Origin of the sequence: Gordonibacter sp. 28C, assembly GCF_003339845.1 — a bacterium.
In the GTDB taxonomy this organism is placed as follows: domain Bacteria; phylum Actinomycetota; class Coriobacteriia; order Coriobacteriales; family Eggerthellaceae; genus Gordonibacter.
Map to the genome: position 1 here is coordinate 1 of NZ_PPTR01000013.1, position 19,163 is coordinate 19,163.

At 67.7% G+C, this 19,163-nt stretch carries 19 protein-coding genes; 16 read left to right on the forward strand and 3 right to left on the reverse strand.

Annotation, left to right across the window (positions count from 1 at the left end; genetic code table 11):
* Positions 1-134: 134 nt before the first annotated feature.
* Positions 135-500 carry an Hpt domain-containing protein gene (locus C1878_RS13520; RefSeq protein ID WP_114602141.1) on the reverse strand — a complete coding sequence of 122 codons (366 nt, stop codon included), beginning with the start codon at positions 498-500 and terminating at the stop codon, positions 135-137.
* Between the two features lie 455 nt (positions 501-955).
* On the opposite strand from C1878_RS13520, the gene C1878_RS13525 reads away from it, so the two are divergent.
* The 16 genes from C1878_RS13525 (at position 956) to C1878_RS13600 (ending at position 16,624) form a co-directional block, all read left to right on the forward strand.
* Complete coding sequence (locus C1878_RS13525; protein ID WP_114602142.1) at positions 956-1,708, forward strand: methionine ABC transporter ATP-binding protein; 753 nt, start codon at positions 956-958, stop codon at positions 1,706-1,708.
* A gap of 1 nt (position 1,709) precedes the next feature.
* Positions 1,710-2,384 (forward strand): methionine ABC transporter permease, encoded by a 675-nt coding sequence (locus C1878_RS13530; protein WP_114602143.1) that lies wholly within the window; start codon positions 1,710-1,712, stop codon positions 2,382-2,384.
* A 49-nt stretch (positions 2,385-2,433) separates the two neighbouring features.
* Positions 2,434-3,291 (forward strand): MetQ/NlpA family ABC transporter substrate-binding protein, encoded by an 858-nt coding sequence (locus C1878_RS13535; RefSeq protein ID WP_114602144.1) that lies wholly within the window; start codon positions 2,434-2,436, stop codon positions 3,289-3,291.
* 190 nt (positions 3,292-3,481) lie between these two features.
* A complete protein-coding gene (gene glnA / locus C1878_RS13540; RefSeq protein WP_114602145.1) occupies positions 3,482-4,825 on the forward strand; it encodes a type I glutamate--ammonia ligase in 1,344 nt (447 codons plus the stop codon).
* Between the two features lie 33 nt (positions 4,826-4,858).
* Positions 4,859-5,530 carry a winged helix family transcriptional regulator gene (locus C1878_RS13545; RefSeq protein WP_114602146.1) on the forward strand — a complete coding sequence of 224 codons (672 nt, stop codon included), beginning with the start codon at positions 4,859-4,861 and terminating at the stop codon, positions 5,528-5,530.
* Positions 5,531-6,311: 781 nt separating this feature from the next.
* Complete coding sequence (gene polA, locus C1878_RS13550) at positions 6,312-8,939, forward strand: DNA polymerase I (RefSeq protein WP_114602147.1); 2,628 nt, start codon at positions 6,312-6,314, stop codon at positions 8,937-8,939.
* Between the two features lie 224 nt (positions 8,940-9,163).
* The gene (rplU, locus tag C1878_RS13555; RefSeq protein ID WP_114602148.1) at positions 9,164-9,559 is read left to right on the forward strand and encodes a 50S ribosomal protein L21; all 396 of its coding nucleotides are present in this window, start codon (positions 9,164-9,166) and stop codon (positions 9,557-9,559) included.
* A gap of 18 nt (positions 9,560-9,577) precedes the next feature.
* Positions 9,578-9,829 (forward strand): 50S ribosomal protein L27, encoded by a 252-nt coding sequence (rpmA, locus tag C1878_RS13560; RefSeq protein ID WP_080143454.1) that lies wholly within the window; start codon positions 9,578-9,580, stop codon positions 9,827-9,829.
* Between the two features lie 158 nt (positions 9,830-9,987).
* Positions 9,988-11,382 carry a GTPase ObgE gene (gene obgE, locus C1878_RS13565; protein WP_114602149.1) on the forward strand — a complete coding sequence of 465 codons (1,395 nt, stop codon included), beginning with the start codon at positions 9,988-9,990 and terminating at the stop codon, positions 11,380-11,382.
* Positions 11,379-12,536, forward strand: a complete 1,158-nt coding sequence (gene proB, locus C1878_RS13570; RefSeq protein WP_114602150.1) for a glutamate 5-kinase — start codon at positions 11,379-11,381, stop codon at positions 12,534-12,536. Before obgE ends, proB begins: the two co-directional genes overlap by 4 nt.
* Before the next feature lie 12 nt (positions 12,537-12,548).
* Positions 12,549-13,826, forward strand: coding sequence for a glutamate-5-semialdehyde dehydrogenase (locus tag C1878_RS13575; RefSeq protein WP_114602151.1), 1,278 nt, complete (start codon positions 12,549-12,551; stop codon positions 13,824-13,826).
* Entirely contained in the window at positions 13,826-14,608 is a 783-nt protein-coding gene (gene nadD, locus C1878_RS13580) for a nicotinate-nucleotide adenylyltransferase (RefSeq protein WP_114602152.1), read from the forward strand. Before C1878_RS13575 ends, nadD begins: the two co-directional genes overlap by 1 nt.
* Positions 14,605-15,267, forward strand: a complete 663-nt coding sequence (yqeK, locus tag C1878_RS13585; RefSeq protein WP_114602153.1) for a bis(5'-nucleosyl)-tetraphosphatase (symmetrical) YqeK — start codon at positions 14,605-14,607, stop codon at positions 15,265-15,267. Before nadD ends, yqeK begins: the two co-directional genes overlap by 4 nt.
* Positions 15,264-15,701 (forward strand): ribosome silencing factor, encoded by a 438-nt coding sequence (rsfS, locus tag C1878_RS13590; protein ID WP_241963753.1) that lies wholly within the window; start codon positions 15,264-15,266, stop codon positions 15,699-15,701. Before yqeK ends, rsfS begins: the two co-directional genes overlap by 4 nt.
* 294 nt (positions 15,702-15,995) lie before the next feature.
* Positions 15,996-16,319, forward strand: coding sequence for a type II toxin-antitoxin system RelE/ParE family toxin (locus C1878_RS13595; protein ID WP_199519354.1), 324 nt, complete (start codon positions 15,996-15,998; stop codon positions 16,317-16,319).
* Positions 16,316-16,624, forward strand: coding sequence for an addiction module antidote protein (locus C1878_RS13600; RefSeq protein ID WP_114602155.1), 309 nt, complete (start codon positions 16,316-16,318; stop codon positions 16,622-16,624). Before C1878_RS13595 ends, C1878_RS13600 begins: the two co-directional genes overlap by 4 nt.
* On the opposite strand, the gene C1878_RS13605 is transcribed toward C1878_RS13600, so the two are convergent.
* Both C1878_RS13605 and C1878_RS13610 read right to left on the reverse strand, forming a co-directional pair.
* The gene (locus C1878_RS13605; protein WP_114602156.1) at positions 16,621-17,925 is read right to left on the reverse strand and encodes a chloride channel protein; all 1,305 of its coding nucleotides are present in this window, start codon (positions 17,923-17,925) and stop codon (positions 16,621-16,623) included. The genes C1878_RS13600 and C1878_RS13605 overlap by 4 nt on opposite strands.
* Before the next feature lie 9 nt (positions 17,926-17,934).
* Positions 17,935-18,945 carry a P1 family peptidase gene (locus C1878_RS13610; RefSeq protein WP_114602157.1) on the reverse strand — a complete coding sequence of 337 codons (1,011 nt, stop codon included), beginning with the start codon at positions 18,943-18,945 and terminating at the stop codon, positions 17,935-17,937.
* Positions 18,946-19,163 lie beyond the last annotated feature (218 nt).

The following is a 19,163-nucleotide window of genomic DNA, read 5'->3' on the forward strand; positions in this document are numbered from 1 at the left end:
AAGGGCGAAGGGCCATCCGGGGCTGGTCGGCCAGCAACCCCGCAGGGTCAACTCCCATCGTAATCCGCACAGGGGATCAAAGGAAAGAGTTAGACCCAGCAAGAGCTGGGTCTAACTGTAATGGGCGAGGGCGATCAGCCTTGGTCGCGCAGCGAGCGCAGGGCGGCCGTCACGGCGTCGTAGGCGCGGCGGACGGGCTCCATGCGCGCCTCCGCGGCGGCGGAGTCGCCTTCGCGCAGCGCGGCGTTCACGTCGCTGACCGCATCGTACAGGTCGGTGAACGAAAGGTTGCCGGCCACGCCTTTGAGCGTGTGGGCCTCGCGCAGGGCCGCCGCGTCGTCCCCGTCGGCAAGGGCCTGTTCGAGGGCGGTGAAATGGGCGTCGTCGAGGAATTTGGCGGCGAGCCTCTCGAACAGCGCCGTGTTGCCGCCGAAACGGTCCATGGCCTCGTCGTAGTCGATGCCGCTTCTTTTCAACGCTTCCGCGTATTCTGACGTCATGGGGTCCCCGCCTCTCGTTATGCACAGTACGTTCGCCCATCGCGTGCGACGATGGATGAGCAACCAAGTATAACCTTTTCGCGCGGGGAATGAAGGATGACATGCGTTCGTCACGCGTGCGTTACCGGCTCGTGTTTTTGCCGTCCACGACTTGTTGCGGAGCTCTTCCGCACGTTCGATCATATGAGGTTGCAGAAACCTGGATATATAAATAATAGATAGCCAATGATGGAATAATCGCATAGGCGAGAGGGCCCTTTCCGTCTTGACAGGGCGCGCGCATCACGTAAGATACACATCTATGAGTTCGCTCTTCGTGCATATCATGGACATGATGATGCCCAAGCCTGGGTTGGTCGGCCCGTGCGCCGACGCTCAGGCCTAGCCTCCGCGCGGCTATACTGAACAGCCGCAAGTTTCCGCATGCAAGCACGAACGAGACGATAGAGAATCCCATGATCCAGCTCGAACACCTGAACAAAACCTACGACGGCGCGGCCGACGCCGCCCACCATGCGCTCTCCGACGTGAGCCTGACCATCGAGGACGGCGACGTCTTCGGCATCATCGGCGCGTCGGGCGCGGGGAAGTCGACGCTCGTCCGCTGCATCAACCTGCTGGAACGCCCCACCGCGGGACGCGTCGTCATCGACGGGGCGGACGTGACGAACCTCAAGGGCAAGGAGCTGCTGGAGCTGCGCGCGTCCATCGGCATGATCTTCCAGAACTTCAGTTTGTTCCAGCAGCGCACGGTGCTCGGCAACGTCATGTTCCCGTTGGAGCTGCGCCGCGAGAAGAGGGACGTTGCGGAGAAGCGCGCTCGCGAGCTTTTGGATCTGGTGGAGTTGGGGGACAAGGTCGACCGGTACCCCAGCCAGCTTTCCGGCGGCCAGCAGCAGCGCGTCGCCATCGCCCGCGCGCTGGCGAACAATCCCAAGGTCATGCTCTGCGACGAGGCCACGAGCGCGCTCGACACGCGCACGACGGTGTCCATCCTGAACCTTCTGGCCGACATCAACAAGGAGCTGGGCGTGACGATGGTGGTGATCACGCATTCGCTGGCCGTGGCGAAGAAGATATGCAACCGCATCGCGGTCATCGACGCGGGGCGCATCGTGGAGGAGGGGAGCACGGCCGACGTGTTCTCCAACCCGCAAAGCCCCGTGACGCGCGAGCTTCTGGAGTACGACAGCCTGGAGGGGAGGTAGCGTGGATTTCCTCGCATCGTTCTTCGACCAGTACGGCCTGCTGCTCGCGCAGGGCACGGGGGACACCATCGTCATGTCCGTGGCGGCAACGCTCTTCGCCTACGTCATCGGCATCCCGCTCGGCGTGGCCCTGGTGGTCACGGCTCCGGGCGGCCTGCGCCCGCACCGCGTGCTGAACGCGGTGCTCGGCTGGATCACGAACATCGGGCGCTCCGTGCCGTTCATCATCCTGCTCGTGGTGCTCATCCCGGTGACGCGCTGGATCGTGGGCACGTCGCTGGGCGTGCCGGGCGCCGTCGTGCCGCTCACGGTGGCAGCCGCGCCCTTCGTGGGGCGCATGGTGGAGCAGAGCCTGGCCGAGGTGGACGGCGGCCTGGTGGAGGCGGCGCAGAGCTTCGGCGCCGGCGTGTGGCAGATCGTGGTGAAGGTGTTTTTGCGCGAGAGCCTGCCGTCGCTCATCCGCGGCGCGTCCATCGCGTTCATCACGCTGTTCGGCTACTCGGCCATGGCCGGCATGGTGGGCGCGGGCGGCTTGGGCGACATCGCCATCCGCTACGGCTACCAGCGCTACCAGGGCGACGTGATGGTGGCGGCGCTCATCCTGTGCATCGTGCTGGTGCAGGTGGTGCAGAGCCTGGGCAACCTGTTGGCCCGGCGCGTTGACAAACGACGTTGAGAAGAGAACTCGAAGACATTTGAAACCTTATAGGGAAGGGACTACGAACATGAAAATCAGAACCATTGCGAAAGCGGTTGCCACGGTGGCCGTGGCCGGCGCCGCGCTCGCCGCGCTTGCGGGCTGCGGAGGGGCGGCGGGCGCGAAGATCGCCGTGCCGTCCGATCCGACGAACGAGGCGCGCGCCCTGCTGCTTCTGCAGGACCAGGGCCTGATCACGCTGAAGGACGGCGCGGGGCTCTCGGCCACGAAGAACGACATCGCCGACAACCCGCACAACATCGAGATCGTGGAGATGGAGGCGGCCTCGCTTCCCTCGACGCTGCCCGACGTCGACATGGCCGTCATCAACGGCAACTACGCCATCAGCGGCGGCATCGACGTCTCGTCGGCCGTGGCCCGCGAGGACACCGCGTCCGAGGCCGCCGACAAGTACGCCAACGTGGTGGCCGTGCGCGAAGGCGACGAGAACAGCGACAAGATCAAGGCGCTCGTCACGGCGCTGCAGAGCGCCACGGCGCGCCAGTACATGGAGGACACGTACGCCGGCCAGGTCGTGCCGCTCGACGCCCCCGGCAACGTGGAGATCGAGGACGCGAAGGACGGCGACACGCGCATCCTGGTGGGCGCCTCGCCCGCTCCGCACGCCGAGATCCTCGAACAGGTGCGCGGCATCCTCGCGAACCACGGCTACACGCTGGAGGTCAAGGAGTTCTCCGACTACATCCAGCCGAACGTGGCGCTGGCCGACGGCGAGCTCGACGCGAACTACTTCCAGCACATCACGTACCTGGAGGACTACAACGCCGAGAACGGCACGACGCTCGTGTCCGCCGGCAAGATACACTTCGAGCCGCTGGGCCTGTACCCCGGCAAGACCGCGAGCATCGAGGATCTGAAGAAGTAAGGGTTCCGCCGGCCTGTCGGCCGCGAAACCGCGCGGCATCGAGAGACGCGCGCTCCTCCGGGGGCGCGCGTCTTGTTTTCGACCGGGTCGAAAAACCTGTTCCATCTCGCGAAATTCATTGGTCGACGTCGGCGTAACGAAACCGAAACGTCATGCCGTATAATGGTTGCTTGAGAGAAAGGACCGTCCCATGACCGCGAACCCCGACCAAGACTTCGTCCTCAAGACCGTGAAGAGCCGCGACGTGCACTTCGTCCGGTTCTGGTTCACCGACGTGCTGGGCACCATGAAGTCGTTCGCCGTCGTGCCGAACGAGCTGGACGACGCCTTCGCCGACGGCATGGGCTTCGACGGCAGTTGCATCGAGGGGTTCTGCCGCACGCAGGAGTCCGACATGCTGGCCTATCCGGACGCCTCCACGTTCCAGGTGCTGCCGTGGCGCCCCGAGAGCAACGCGGTCGCGCGCATGTTCTGCGCCGTGCGCACGCCCGACGGCCGGCCCTTCGACGGCGACCCGCGCCACGTGCTGGCGCGCACGGTGGAGAAGGCCCAGGAGATGGGCTACGTGTTCAACGTCGGCCCCGAGCTGGAGTTCTACTACTTCAAGGACGCGGAGGGCACCGAGGTGCTCGACCGGGGCGGCTACTTCGACCTCACGAGCCTCGACTACGCCTCCGACCTGCGCCGCGACACGGTGCTCACGCTGGAGAAGATGGGCATTCCCGTTGAGTACTCCCACCACGAGAACGGCCCGTCGCAGCACGAGATAGACCTGCGCTTCACCGACGCGCTGTCCATGGCCGACGCGGTCATGACGTACAAGCTGGTGGTGAAGGAAATAGCCATGAAGCACGGCGTGTACGCGTCGTTCATGCCCAAGCCCATGGCCGACGAGCCGGGCAGCGGCATGCACGTGCACCAGAGTCTGTTCGACTTCGACGGCAACAACGCGTTCTACGACCCCGAGGACCCGCAGGGCTACCACCTGTCGAAGGTGGCGAAGCACTACGTCGCGGGCCTCTTGAAGTACGCGCCCGAGTTCTGCGCCGTCACGAACCAGTACGTGAACTCCTACAAGCGTCTCATCTCCGGCGGCGAGGCGCCCACGTACCTGTCGTGGGCGAGCAGCAACCGCTCCACGCTCGTGCGCATCCCCGGCTACCGCCCGAACCGCGAGGACGCCTGCCGCATCGAGCTGCGCAGCCCCGACCCGGCCGCGAACCCCTACCTGGCCTTCGCCGTCATGCTGGCCGCCGGCCTCAAGGGCATCGAGGACGAGCTGGAGCTGCAGCCGCCCACCGAGGACCGGGACCTGTTCTCGCTTCCGCGCCAGGACCTGCGCCACCAGGGCTTCCAAACGCTGCCCGAGAGCCTGGGCGAGGCCGTCGAGCTGTTCGCCGAGTCGGATCTCATGCGCGAGACGCTGGGCGAGCACATCCACTCCTACCTCGTGGCCGCTAAGCGCGCCGAATGGAACGACTACCAGGGCAACGTGAGCGCCTGGGAACGCGACCGCTACCTGGCGGTGCTGTAACCATGGACGGGTCTGAAGGACGGGGGCTCTGACATGAGGAAATCGGTTATTTTCGTCGCCGACAGCCTGGACAACGCGCACAAGTTCCAGCAGGTGCTCTCCGGCCTCGACGTGGACGTGGCGGCCGGCTCGTCGGCGCAGTTCAAAAAGCTGCTCTCCCAGCACCCTGGCTACGACCTCGTCATCTACGAGGCGCGCGGCGAGGCGCTGGGCTGCGTGGCGCAGGCCGAGTCCCTGCTGCTCGAGGACGGTTCCGCGTCGCTGCTCGTGATCGTGGGCGAGGATCAGCTGGGGGAGTTCCGCCTGCCCGTGCAGGTGAAGAGCGACTTCGTCGTGCACGGGGCCGGCTCCGAGGAATGCGCCGCCCGCATCCGCCAGCTGCTGTGGCCCGGCAACGAGAGCTCCGCCTCCGACTTCATCGCGGTCGATTCCATGACCATCAACCTGGCCACCTACCAGGTGAACGTGGCCGGCGAGCCCCTCGACCTCACGTACCTCGAGTACGCGCTGCTCGCGTTCCTCGTGACCCACCCCGGCCGCACGTACTCCCGCGACGCCCTCCTGCGCCGCGTGTGGGGGTTCGACTACTACGGCGGCTCGCGCACGGTCGACGTTCACGTCCGTCGCGTCCGTGCCAAGCTGGGCCCCGACCTGTCCCAGCACCTTGAAACCGTCCGCGGCGTGGGCTACCTCTGGAGCGCCTAGGGGTCTCCGGGCCTTCACAGCCTCGCAGGTTGAATCCTCTCACCAAGGTGCAGAGCTCGTTGCCCCCGCTCGGCAACCTTTCAACATCCCCTTGGCCCTTTTGTTTTATTGCGGGGTTCGATCAACCTGTCCGGCCGGCGCCCGGGGAGCCGTTTCGATTCCCCGCTCCGCTGCTCATGCGAAAGCCCTGTTCGCTTCGGCGAACAGGGCTTTCGCATTCGTGCGCTGCGCTCCTTTATGCCTTGGACGATGCGCCCCTCGGGCGCAAAACAGGAACGGTGTTCAGAAGGAATCGAAACGGCTCCCCGGGCGCCGGCCTTACCGCAGGTTGTTCGACTGCGAACCAGCAGGAGCGAGTCCGGCGAGGGGGTTCCGGGCCCTTCCGAACACCGTCATCCGCGCCCGCAGGGCGCATTCCAAAGCATGAGGGAGCGCAGCGCACGAGCGCGTATCCCCTGATCGCTTTGGCGATCAGGGGATACGCGAGAGCAGCGAAGCGGGGGCCCGGAACCCCCTCGCCGGACTCGCTCCGGGCAGGTTTGGCGAGGTTGAGAAGGGCGGGGATTCGTGGGCGGGATGGGGGGCCGCCGTGAGATATTCTGGTGAGAGGATTCAACCTGCAAGCCGTTGGGGGCTGAGCGCCGGAAGGCCCGGTGCGACGAGGCGGGTTGGGTGCGCAAGACCCGTTGCGGTTTTCTGTTTCTCGGGCGGCGTTCGGGTGCGGTGCGCGGCCCTTGAACTATACTGGTCGATCAGAAACCAAGCGACGGAGGACACGACCATGCCGAAGAAGATCGCCGTCATCGACGGCAACTCGCTCATGCACCGCGCCTACCATGCCGTTCCGCAGACTATGAACGCGCCCGACGGCACGCCCACGAACGCCGTGTTCGGCTTTTTGGCCATGCTGCTGAAGTTCATCGACATGGCCAGCCCCGACGCCATCATCTGCGCGTTCGACGCGGGGCGCCCGGCGTTCCGCATGAAGGCGCTCGAGCAGTACAAGGCGCAGCGCCCGCCCATGGACGACGACCTCAAGGTGCAGTTTCCCATCATCGAGGAGCTGCTGGAGGCCATGGCCGTGCCCGTCGTGCGCATCAAGGGCTGGGAGGGCGACGACGTGCTGGGAACCGTGGCCGCGCGCGACGAGGAGCTCGGGTACGAGACGCTGCTCGTGACGGGCGACAAGGACGCCTATCAGCTGGCCACCGACAAGACGCGCATCGTCACCACGAAGAAGGGCATCACCGACGTGGCCATCTACGGGCCGGCCGAGGTGGAGGAGCGCTACGGCGTGCGCCCCGACCAGTTCATCGACTTCCTGGGCCTCAAAGGCGACTCGTCGGACAACATCCCCGGGGTGCCCGGCATCGGCGACAAGACGGCCGCGAAGCTGCTGCAGACCTACGGGAACCTCGAGGGCATCTACGAGCACGTGGACGACCTCAAGGGCAAGCAGAAGGAGAAGATGGTCGACAACAAGGATATGGCCTTCCTGAGTCGCGAGGTGGCCACCATCGTGCGCGACCTGGACTTCCCGCTCGACTTGGAGGGATGCAGCTTCCCGTCGTTCGACCCCGAGGACGTGACCGAGGCGTTCAAGAAGGTGCAGTTCAACGCGCATCTGAACCGCGTGCTCAAGCTTGTGGGACGCGAGCTGGAGAAGAAGGCGGCCCCGCTTTCATGGGAGCCCGTCGTCACCGGGCCCGAGGCCGACGCGCTCGTCGAGGCGGCCGTCGCGCGCGGCGAGACGCTGGGCGTGTCGTTCGTGGAGCCGGAGCAGGCGTCTCTTTTCAACGTCGACCTCACGTGCGCCATCTCCACGGCGCAGGGCACGGCGCTGTACGAGGACGAGGGCGGCCTCGCGGCGTTCGCGCGCGTCGTGCGGGACGGCTCGTTCGCGGCGCTCGACGTCAAGCACGCCGCGCACCGCGTCTACCCGGCCGACACGGCCGAGCCGGCGCTCGTCGCCGACGACGACCTCGTGGGCATGCGGGCGTTCGACCTGGGGCTCGCGGGCTACGTGCTGAACTCGTCGGTGACGGAGTACTCCTTCGACGCGCTGCTCGACGCCTACTGCGGCGGCGTGCTGCCCGAGACGAAGGCGGAGGCCGACCTGGCCTGCGTGCAGGCGGCGGCTGCCCGCACGCTCGTGGGTCCGCTCACGGAGGCGCTCGAGAGAGACGGAAGCCGCGGCGCCTACTTCGACATCGATCTGCCGCTCGTGGGCGTGCTCGCCGTCATGGAGCGCACCGGGGCCGCCGTCGACTGCGACCGCCTGGCCGAGCTGGGCGCCAGCACCCAAACCGAGCTCGACGAGCTGTCGGCGCGCATCTTCGACATGGCGGGGGAGACGTTCAACCTGGACAGCCCCAAACAGCTCTCGCGCATCCTGTTCGAGGTGCTTGGCCTCAAGCCCAAGAAGAAGAACCAGCGCGGCTACTCCACCGACGCCGCCGTGCTCAAGGAGCTGTGCGCCGACCACGAGCTGCCCGCGCTCGTGCTGCGCTACCGCGAGCTCTCGAAGATCAAATCCACCTACATCGACGCGCTGCCCCGCATGCGCGCCGGCGACGGGCGCGTGCACACGTGCTTCAACGAGACGGTCACCACCACGGGGCGCTTGTCCTCGTCGGATCCGAACCTGCAGAACATCCCCGTGCGCACCGACTTCGGCCGCCAGATCCGCGAGTGCTTCGTGCCGCTCGAGAAGGGGAGCAAGTTCCTCTCCGCCGACTACTCGCAGATCGAGCTGCGCCTGCTCGCGCACCTTTCCGGCGACGAGCACCTGGTCGCGGCGTTCTGCTCGGGCGCCGACTTCCACGCCAGCACCGCCGCGCGCGTGTTCGACGTGCCGGTGGACGAGGTCACGCCGGAGCTGCGCAGTCGCGCGAAGGCCGTGAACTTCGGCATCGTGTACGGCCAGCAGGCGTTCGGCCTGTCGCAGAGCCTGGGCATCCCGTTCGGCGAGGCGAAGGAGATGATCGAGCGCTACTTCGCGGCGTACCCGGGCGTGCGCTCCTACCTGGACGCCACGATCGAGGAGGCCAAGGAGAAGGGCTTCGCCGAGACGATGTTCGGCCGCAAGCGCCACATCCCCGAGCTCAAGGCGACGAACGCCGCCACGCGCGGCTTCGGCGAGCGCACGGCCATGAACCATCCCATGCAGGGCAGCGCCGCCGACATCATCAAGCTGGCCATGACCGAGGTGCAGCGCCGCCTGGCCTCCGAGGGCTTCCAGGCTCGGCTTCTGCTGCAGGTGCACGACGAATTGGACTTCAGCGTGCCCGAAGGCGAGATCGAGGCGCTGTCCGCCCTGGTGAAGGACGTCATGGAGAACATCGCCGAACTGCGCGTCCCGCTCGACGTCGACGTGTCGTGGGGCGCGAACTGGGCGGAGTCGCACTAGGGGTTCGGCTGACTTTGTCGAACCTGTGAGGCTGGAAAAAAACACGCCACGCCGTCGTGTGTGGCTATGATTATCTGCTATCATATGAATGTTGCGCTCTGTGGAGGCGCAGCAAAGGAAAGAGTGCGATGATACGCGGAGATTGTGCATACGATCACATTGACTTGCTACGGTCACGCTGTTAAGATATCGCCTTGCGTTTTATTTCATACAAGGAGACACTCATGTACGCAATCGTAAAAACGGGCGGCAAACAGTACAAGGTTGCCCCCGGAGACAAGCTGAACATCGAGAAGCTTGAAGCCGAGGTCGGCGCGAAGGTCGAACTCGAGGCCATCTGCGTCGTCGACGGCGACAAGGTGGAGGCCGATCCTGCCAAGGCGGCCGCCACGAAGGTCACCGCCATCGTCCTCGAGCAGTTCAAGGGCGAGAAGCAGCTCGTGTTCAAGTTCAAGAAGCGCAAGAACTACAAGAAGATGCGCGGCCATCGCCAGCAGCTGACGCGCGTCGAGATCGAATCCGTCGGCTCGGCCAAGGCCGAGAAGAAGGCCGCCGCCAAGAAGGCGGCTCCGAAGAAGGCCGAGAAGGCCGAAGAACCCGCGTCCGTCGACGCCGAATAAAGCAAGGGAGGGAATACCATGGCACACAAGAAGGGTCTCGGTTCCAGCCGTAACGGCCGCGATTCCCACGCGCAGCGTCTCGGCGTGAAGTTGTTCGGCGGTCAAGAGGTGCACACGGGCAACGTCATCGTTCGCCAGCGCGGCACGCACATCCATCCGGGCGAGAACGTCGGCCGCGGCAAGGACGACACGCTGTTCGCCCTGTGCGACGGCAAGGTGGAGTTCACGAAGGGCGCCAAGCACAAGGTGCACGTCCGCCCCGAGGCGTAAAAGCGAATCTCGCGCGCCACGACTGCGTAACGTTATCTGTTTTCGCGTGCCCCCTGCTCGTCAGGGGGCATTTTTCATATACAATCCGAGTTGCGAGATCAATGAATCGACCCTCCGTTCCGCCCTGTGCGGAACCGGGCCCGAGATAGAGGTACCAAGTGTTCATAGACAAAGTACGCATCCACGTGAAGGGCGGCGACGGCGGCGCGGGCTGCATGTCGTTCCGCCGCGAGGCGCACGTGCCCAAGGGCGGGCCCGACGGAGGCGACGGCGGACACGGCGGCAACGTGGTGGTGGAGGCCGACGCGAGCCTGTCCTCGCTCATCGAGTACCGCTTCAAGCACCACTTCAAGGCCGATCGCGGCACGCACGGCAAGGGCAGCCGCATGCACGGCGCCACGGGCGAGGACCTGGTGCTCAAGGTGCCCGTGGGCACCGTGGTGCGCGAGTACTTCGAGGAGTCGAAGGAGACGGGCGAGCTTATCGCCGACCTCACGCACGACGGCGAGAGCGTGACCGTGGCCTGCGGCGGCATGGGCGGACGCGGCAACATCCACTTCGTCACGCCCACGCGGCGCGCGCCGGCGTTCGCCGAGCTGGGCGAACCGGCCCAGGAGTGCTGGATCGAGCTGGAGATGAAGCTCATGGCCGACGCGGCGCTCGTGGGCATGCCGAGCGCGGGCAAGTCGTCGCTCATCGCCAAGATCAGCGCGGCGCGCCCCAAGATCGCCGACTACCCGTTCACCACGCTCGTGCCGAACCTGGGCGTGGCCCGCTCGGGCGACCTGAGCTTCGTGGCGGCCGACATTCCCGGGCTCATCGAGGGCGCAGCCGAGGGGCGGGGCCTGGGCCACGAGTTCCTGCGCCATATCGAGCGCACGGCGCTCATCGTGCACGTGGTGGATCTGACGGGCGACTACGAGGGCCGCGACCCGTTGGAGGACTACGAGGTCATCAACCGCGAGTTGGCTCTGTACGCCGACGACCTGGCGGCGCGCCCGCGCATCGTCGTGGCGAACAAGATCGACGTGCCCGGCACCGAGGAGGCCGCCGAGCGCCTGGCCGAGCGCGTGAGGGCGGACTCCGTGGCGGCGGCCGGCGGCGACGAGTTCGCTCCCAGCCCCATCGACCCGAAGCTCTACCGCATCAGCGCGCTCACGGGCGAGGGGGTGGAGGCCCTCAAGGCCGCCATCGCCACCAAGGTGCACGAGTTGCGCGAGGCCTCGCGGGCCGAGCTCGCGGCCGACGTGCAGTACGACCATGTGTGGGAACACAAGCGCGAGGCGCGCGACAAGCGCTTCGAGGTGCTCAATCTGGGCGGAGGCGTGTTCCGCGTCGTCGGCCCCCAGGTGGAGCGCATGGTGGTGCAGACCGACTGGGAGAACGAGGAGGCTATCGCCTTTTTGCAGCACCGTCTGAAGCGCCTGGGCGTGGAGCAAGCGCTCGAACGCGCCGGCGCGGTTGACGGCGACGAGATACGCATCGTCGGGCGTGCGTTCGACTTCGAGTCGGCGCGCACGGCGGAGGATATGTTCAAGGAGCTCGACCTGTGACGAAGGGTTCTGTCGGCACCGTCCGCCCCGAGGAGGGGCGGGGAAGGCGCCTGGTGATAAAGATAGGGTCGTCCACGTTGACGACGTCCGAGAGCAAGGTGGACTACGGCTACCTGCAGTCGGTGGCCGACCAGGTGGCGCGCGTGCGCGCGGCGGGCTGGCAGCCGGTCATCGTCACGTCGGCGGCCATCGCGTGCGGCCTGGAGGCCCTGGGCATCGACAAGCGTCCGCACGACATGCCGAGCCTCCAGGCTGCGGCTTCGGTGGGCGAGGGCGTGCTGTCCACGGCCTACGCCGAGGCGTTCGCGCCCCACGGCATCGTCACGTCGGTCGTGCTGCTCACGCGCCGCGACACGGCGGACCGCCGGGCCTACCTGCACGCGCGCGACACGCTCACGCGCCTTTTGGAGCTGGGCGTGGTGCCCGTGGTGAACGAGAACGACACCGTGTCGGTCGAGCAGATCCGCTTCGGCGACAACGACACGCTCGCGGCTCTCGTGGCCTGCCTCATCGAGGCCGACCTCATGGTCATCCTCTCGGACATCGAGGGGCTCTACGACGCGAACCCGCATTTCAACCCCGATGCGAAGCTCATCGGGCGCGTGGAGGCCATAGGTCCGGACATCATGGCCGTGGCGGGCGGTGCGGGAACGACCGTGGGCTCGGGCGGCATGGTGACGAAGATCAAGGCTGCGCGCGTGCTCATGGTGGCGGGCATCCCCATGGTCATCTGCGCCGGCCGGCGCGCGGACGCCATCGTGGACGCCGCGGCGGGCGAGGACGTGGGCACGCGGTTCGTGGCCGCGCGCAAGCCGCACGAGATCACGCCGAAGAAGCTGTGGATCGCCCTGGGCGACGCGGCCAAGGGCGCGCTCGTGGTGGACGCGGGCGCGAAGGCCGCGCTCATCGGGAAGGGAAGCTCGCTTCTGTCCGTGGGCGTCGCCCGGGTCGAGGGACGGTTCGACGCGGGCGACGTCGTCGACATCAAGGACGACGCGGGCCACCTGTTCGCCCGCGGCCTCGTGGCCGCGGCCAGCGACGAGGTGGAACTCGCCGTGGGGCATTCGCGCGAGACGCTGCGGGCGAACCGGCTTCTGGCCGGCTTGGCCGACAAAGCGCTCGTGCATCGCGACGAGCTGATAGTGTTCGAGTAGGGGAGAGACGGCATGGTAATCGAAGACGCAAGGGCCGAGGTCAGGCGCGTCGCCGAGGCGGCGAAGCGCGCGAGCGTCGCGCTGGGGCAGACGAGCGCGGAGGAGCGCAACGCGGCGCTCGCGGCCATGGCGGGGGCGCTGCGCGCGCATGCGCCGGCCATCGTGGAGGCGAACGCGCTCGACGTGGAGGCGGCCTGCGCCGCCGGCACGAAGGAGAGCCTCATCGACCGCCTCATGCTGGACTGCGCACGTATCGAGTCCATGGCGGCCGCACTCGAGGACCTGGTGGCGCTGCCCGACCCGTTGGGGGCCGTGCAGGACGAGCGCACGCTGTACAACGGCATCGAACTCACCCGGGTGAGCGTTCCGCTGGGCGTGGTGGCCGTCGTGTACGAGGCGCGCCCGAACGTGACCGCCGACGCGGCCGGCATCTGCCTGAAATCCGGCAACGCGGCCGTCCTGCGCGGCGGCAGCATGGCCGCGCATTCGAACGCGGCCGTCGCGTCCACGCTGCACGACGCGGCCGTCGCCTCCGGCATGCCGGAGGGCTGCATCGGCCTGGTGGCCTCCACCGACCGCGCCGCCGCCGACGAGCTCATGCAGCTGCACGGCGTGGTGGACGTGCTCATCCCGCGCGGCGGCGCGGGCCTCATCCGCCACTGCGTCGAGTGCTCGAAGGTGCCGGTCATCGAGACGGGCACGGGCAACTGCCACGTGTACGTGCACGCGTCGGCCGACCTCGAGCGCGCCCGGGCCATCGTCGTGAACGCGAAATGCCGCCGCTACGGCGTGTGCAACGCCGCCGAGACGCTGCTCGTGGACGAGGCCGTCGCCGAGGCGTTCCTGCCGGCCGTGCTGGCCGACTTGCGCGAGCGCGGCGTGGTCCTGCACGCCGACGATCGCGCGGCCGGCGTGGCGGCGGCGCACGGCATCGAGACCGTGCCCGCGACCGAGGATGACTGGGCTGCCGAGTACCTGGCGCCCGAGATCGCGGTCAAGTGCGTGTCCGGCGTGGACGAGGCCGTCGACCATGTGAACCGCTTCGGCACGAAGCACTCCGAGGCCATCGTGGCCGAGGACGCGGACGCGTGCGAGCGGTTCCTCGCGCGCGTCGACGCGGCCGCCGTGTACGCGAACGCCTCCACGGCCTTCACCGACGGCGGGCAGTTCGGCCTGGGTGCCGAGATCGGCATCTCAACGCAGAAGCTGCACGCGCGCGGGCCCTTCGCGCTCGAGGCGCTCACGTCGTACAAGTACGTGCTGCGCGGCGACGGGCAGGTGCGCGCGTAGTGGCACGCATCTGCGAGCGCTTCGACGACCTGGGCGCGGACGGCACACCCGCGCGCCTCGGCATCATGGGCGGCACGTTCGACCCCATCCACATCGGGCACCTGGCCACGGCCGAGCAGGCGCGCGAGGCATACGGCCTCGACGCCGTCGTGTTCGTGCCGGCCGGCAACCCCGTGTTCAAGAAGCACCGCCGCGTCACGCCGGCCGTCGACCGCCTGGCACTGTGCCGGCTCGCCGTGGCCAGCAACCCGGCGTTCTGCGTGAGCGCGCTCGAGATCGAGCGCGGCGGCGACACCTACACGGTGGACACGCTGCGCGAGCTGCGCGCCCACTACCCGGCCAACGTGGAGCTGTTCTTCATCACGGGGGCCGACGCCGTGGCGCACATCGTGAAGTGGCGCGAGAGCGCCGCCATCGCCGATCTCGCCCATCTCATCGCCGTCACGCGGCCGGGCTACGCGCTCACGGCCGAGCGCAAGCGCGAGATAGAGGACGAGGGCAGCTTCGATGTTTCGTACCTCGAGGTCACGGCCTTGGCCATATCGTCGAGCGACCTGCGCGCGCGCCTGCGCGAGGGCCGTTCCATCCGCTACCTTACCATGCAGAGCGTGCGCGACTACATCCTGGAGCACGGCTTGTACGGGGAGGCGGACGATGCGGCCGAGCGCGCGGAAGAGGTTCCGGCGACGGGGGCCGACGACGCGGGCGACGCACCCGGTCGATCGCCGCGGGCTGCGGCGGCAAGCGGCCTGGCCGGGGCGGGAAAGGAGGCGCTGCGATGAGCGAAGATCCCCGACCCGCCTGCGGCGCGGCCGATGTGCTGTCCGACGCGTTCTTCGCGGCGCGCGAGGACGATCTGTCCCGCCGTCTGCGGCGCGGCCGGTTCGAGCACGCGCTCGGCGTGTCGAAGACGGCCGAGAACCTCGCGCGGCTCTACGGCGCCGACGAGCGGAAGGCGCGCTTGGCGGGCTTGCTGCACGACTGGGACAAGAATTACGACGACGAGGGCATACGCGCGCGCGTGGAGGAGCTGGGCCTGGTCGTGAACCCCTACGTGTTCGAGGAGATGCCCCAACTGCTGCACGGCCCCACGGCCGCAGCCGCCCTCGCCCGAGAGTTCCCCGGCCTGCCGCGCGACGTGGTGCAGGCCGTCGAGCGGCACACCGCGGGCGCGGTGGGCATGACCGACCTCGACATGATCGTCTACATCGCCGACGCGCTCGAACCGGGGCGCGATTACGAAGGGCTGGGGGAGATCCGCAGCCTGGTGGGGAGGGTGCCGCTCGAGGAGCTGTACCTGGCGACGTTCGGGCACGTGTTCCTGAACCTCGTGCAGCGCCGCAAGCGCGTGCATCCGCAGACCATCGAGATATGGAATTATTACATCGCCCGCTCGCGCGACGCGGCGGACGACCGAAGGAAGAAGAAAGGAACAGCGTGAGCGAACCGAAGAACAAGCAGGACGAGACGACCTCGCGGGAGCGCGCCCTCATAGCGGCGCGCGCGGCCGACGAGAAGAAGGCCACCGACATCATGGTGCAGGAGGTGCGCGACCTCATCGGCGTGACGGACTACTTCGTCATCGCCACGGCGGCGAACAACCGCCAGGTGGAGGCCATCGTCGACGAGATCGAGGAGGCCGAGCGCGTACAGGGGCATTGCAAGCCGCTGCATCGCGAGGGCACGCAGGACGGCACGTGGTCGCTTTTGGACTACGGCGACATCGTCGTGCACGTGTTCCAGCCCGAGACGCGCGAGTACTACCGCCTCGAGGCCCTGTGGAACGACGCGCCGGTCATCGACTTGGCGAAAGAGGCCGGGCTCACCGAGCTGGAGTACTCCGACCGCATCGCCAAGCTCTTGGGCAAGGCGTAGGGGATCGATCGAACGGGGGCGGCGCGCGCAAAGCGGGCCGCCCCCGTTTTCATATGCGTTGGATTCGTTCGAGTTTGGCTCGACCCCCTGTTGGGTTCCCGCAAGGTTCCGGCGGTTTCGAGCGGACAATCCCGCAAGGTTCGCACGGTTCTCGCGTTGGATCCGTGCAAGATTCGCGCGGCTTCCCGACGGCTCTCCCGCAATATAATCGATGTCTTTTCGCTGCTATGCTTCCGTTTCGGCCTCTACCCTTGACGCAGAGGTTAGTATCCTGTAAGATACAAAGGAGCGGAGATGGAACAGCGTGCGATAGCGGTGCGTGTGATGCCGGAGTTTGCCCGGTGGATGGGCGGAATGAAGGGCATCGAGGCGCGAAGCCTCGTGTCCATGCGCATTCGCCGTTTGCAGGTCGGCCTTGTCGGTGACGTGCGCGATGTGGGCGAAGGGGTGTTCGAGTTGCGAATAAACTCAGGACCTGGATATCGCGTGTACGGCACGCGCAGCGACGGTTCGTCGGTCACGCTCCTTTGCGGCGGCGACAAGGGTTCGCAGGCGCGGGACGTTGCGAGGGCGAAACGGATGGTTCGCGCGCTGCGCGGAGGAAGGAGCACCTTGTGAGGAATCCCTTTAGGAAGCCGATAGAGCTGAGCGAGTTTCGCGTAGAGGACTACCTCGATTCGGACGAGGCCATCGCTGCATACTTGACCGCTGCGCTGGAGGAGAACGACCCGGAGTTCTTCCAGGTGGCGCTCGGCGACGTGGCTCGGGCGCGTGGGGGGATGGCGCAGGTGGCCGAGACGGCGGGGGTGGGACGCGAGAGCCTGTACAAGTCGCTTTCGGCCGACGGCAACCCCCGGCTCTCCACGGTCATGGGCGTGGTCGAGGCGCTCGGGTTCAAGCTGGCGGTGGAGCCCCGCTCCTAGCTTTCGGCCGGCTTCTCGGCGCTCCTGCGATTATGGTCCTTGCCTGCCGGGGTCTTCTCCCGTTTGACGGGGCGGAACGCCTTCGGCAGCGGGACGGCGGCGCCCAGGGCGGCTGCTAGGAACATGACCACGACGCCTTTGACGGGGAAGCACAGGAACAGCAGCAGCACGGCCATGAGGGGCTGGCGCATGACGCCGCCCACGAGCGCGGCCGTGCAGGCGCACAGGCAGAACACGGGGTCGGCGCCGGTGAGCGTTGCCATGCCGTAGCCGATGGAGATGCCCGCGAAGATGACGGGGAAGAAGTGGCCTCCCCTCCAGCCGAAGCGGATGCACAGCGGCGTGACCGCGACCTTCGCGAACCCCGTGGCCAGAAGCGCGAGCGCGCCCATGGTCGTCCACACCTCGCCCAGCTGCTCGGCTTGCGTTTCGCCGGCGAACATGGTGAACGGCAGCAGGATGCCGGCGCACGCCAGCACGAGCCCGGCGACAAGGGCCTTGACTACGGGTCGGTCGCCCATCTTGCCGGACGCCTTCTCGAACAGGCCGTCGAACACGCAGAACAGCCAACCGGCCAGGGCGCCTGTGAGGGCGAGCGGCACGAGCCAGGCGAGCTCGGTCGCGCCGACGTGGATGTCGGTGAAGCGCGGCAACGACAGGCCGCCGCCGAACAGCGCCCCCAACCCCATGAACGCCCCGAGCGCGCCCGCGATGGCGCAGAAGTACGCGACGATCTTCCCGTTCTTCGGCAGCGTGATGGTCGCGTCGTCCGTGCCGTCGTCCCCGTCGCCGTAGAGCGGCGCCGCGAAGCCGAACAGGGGGGCGGTGAAGATGGCCGAGAGCGCCGCCATGGTGCCCACCTCCGTGAGCTGCTGGAAGTCGGCGCCGAAGCGCTTCATGCGGTCGCCCACCCATGTGCAGATGCCCGCGATAGCGCCGGTGAGGCCCGCTTCGGGGCCGACGGACCCGCCGAAGAAGAGCGGCAGCAGCGCGGCTGCGGACATAGGGCCCAGCTTGTCGTAGTCGTAGCGCCCGTCGCGCTTCACTTTCGCCATGACCGCGTTCAGATCCTCGGGATAAGGGCCGAACCGCTTGGCGAACAGGCCGATGACCAGGCCTCCCATGAGGCAGGCGGCCAGGGGGAAGTAGATGCCGAAGTGCGAGCCCAGATTGCTCCAGATAAACGTTATGCCCAGGTTCATGACGAACAGCAGCGCCCAGACGAACGCTCCGGCGACGGCGCCGGTGACGATGACCGCCAGGACGAACAGCGTGCGGTTCGCGAGCTTCGTCGTCTCCACGCGCGCCTCCTACCGCCGCCCGGCCAGGTCGCGGGCGGCGGGCAGCCCGTAGGCCCCCTCCGCCTCGCGCACAGCGCGCACGACGGCGCCCTGCATGGCCTCGGTCGCCAGTACGGACACCGCGTCGGGCAGGGCCTCGATCTCGCCCGACGCGAACGCGAACACGGTGTCGCCGTCGTTCAGCGTGTGCACGGGCTTGATGGCGCGCGCGTAGGCGTCGTGAACGGTCGAGGCGGTCTTGGTCGCCTGCGCCTTCGTGAGCCGCGCGTTCGTGAGCACCGCGCCGATGGTGGTGTTGGGGCAGGGCCCTCCCTTCGCAGCCGCTCCTCCCGATGCCTCGCCGGCGGCCGCCTGCGAGGCCATCGCGCCGAACGCTGCGAGCGGGTCCATGACGCCGCCCTCGCCGTCGCGGCATCCCGCGATCCAAGCGCCGTTCTCGTCGCGCACGTTGCCGAGCGCGTTCACGGCCACGACAGCGCACACGACGAGGTCGCCGAGTGCCAAGCCGCACACGCCCAGACCCGACTTCATGGCGCGCTCGCCGCCCAGCAGCTTTCCCACCGTCGCCCCGCAGCCGGCACCGACGTTGCCCTCGGCCAGAGGCTCGCTCGCCTCGCGCTCGAACGCGGCGGCGCACGCCGCGGCGCCCATGGCCGCGTCGGGGTGGGCGTTCTCGCCGACGGGCAGGTCGAACAGGCAGGCTCCCACCACGATGGGCACGCGCGCGCCGGCCACGGGAAAGCCGATGCCGCGCCCCGCGAGCTCGTCCATGACGCCGGTCGAGGCGGCCAGTCCGAAGGCGCTGCCGCCTGCGAGCACGACGGCGTGCACGGCTTCGATCATGTTCTCGGGGCGCAGCAGGTCGGTCTCGCGGGTTGCGGGGCCGCCGCCGCGCACGTCCACGCCGCATACCGCTCCCTCGGGCGCGACGATCACGGTGCATCCGGTGGCGGCTTCGGCGTTCTGCGCGTGCCCGCAGAAAAACGCGGGCAGGTCGGCGAGGGTGGCTGGTCGGAACATCGGGCTCTCCTTGCTCGTTCGGGTCGCAGCCCATTGTACACCGTCGCGGCGGTCCGCCGCGCGCCCGCGTGCGCGTTGTTCGCGCCCTCGGATGCCGTTTTCGCACCGCTTGGAACGGTCCCGCGCGCTTTCGTGCGCCTTCCTCATTTTCCGGCGGGCCGGTTTCGCTCGGGCCGCGAACGGATGTCGGGTCTTGCAGAACGCTGACCCTGCGGCTA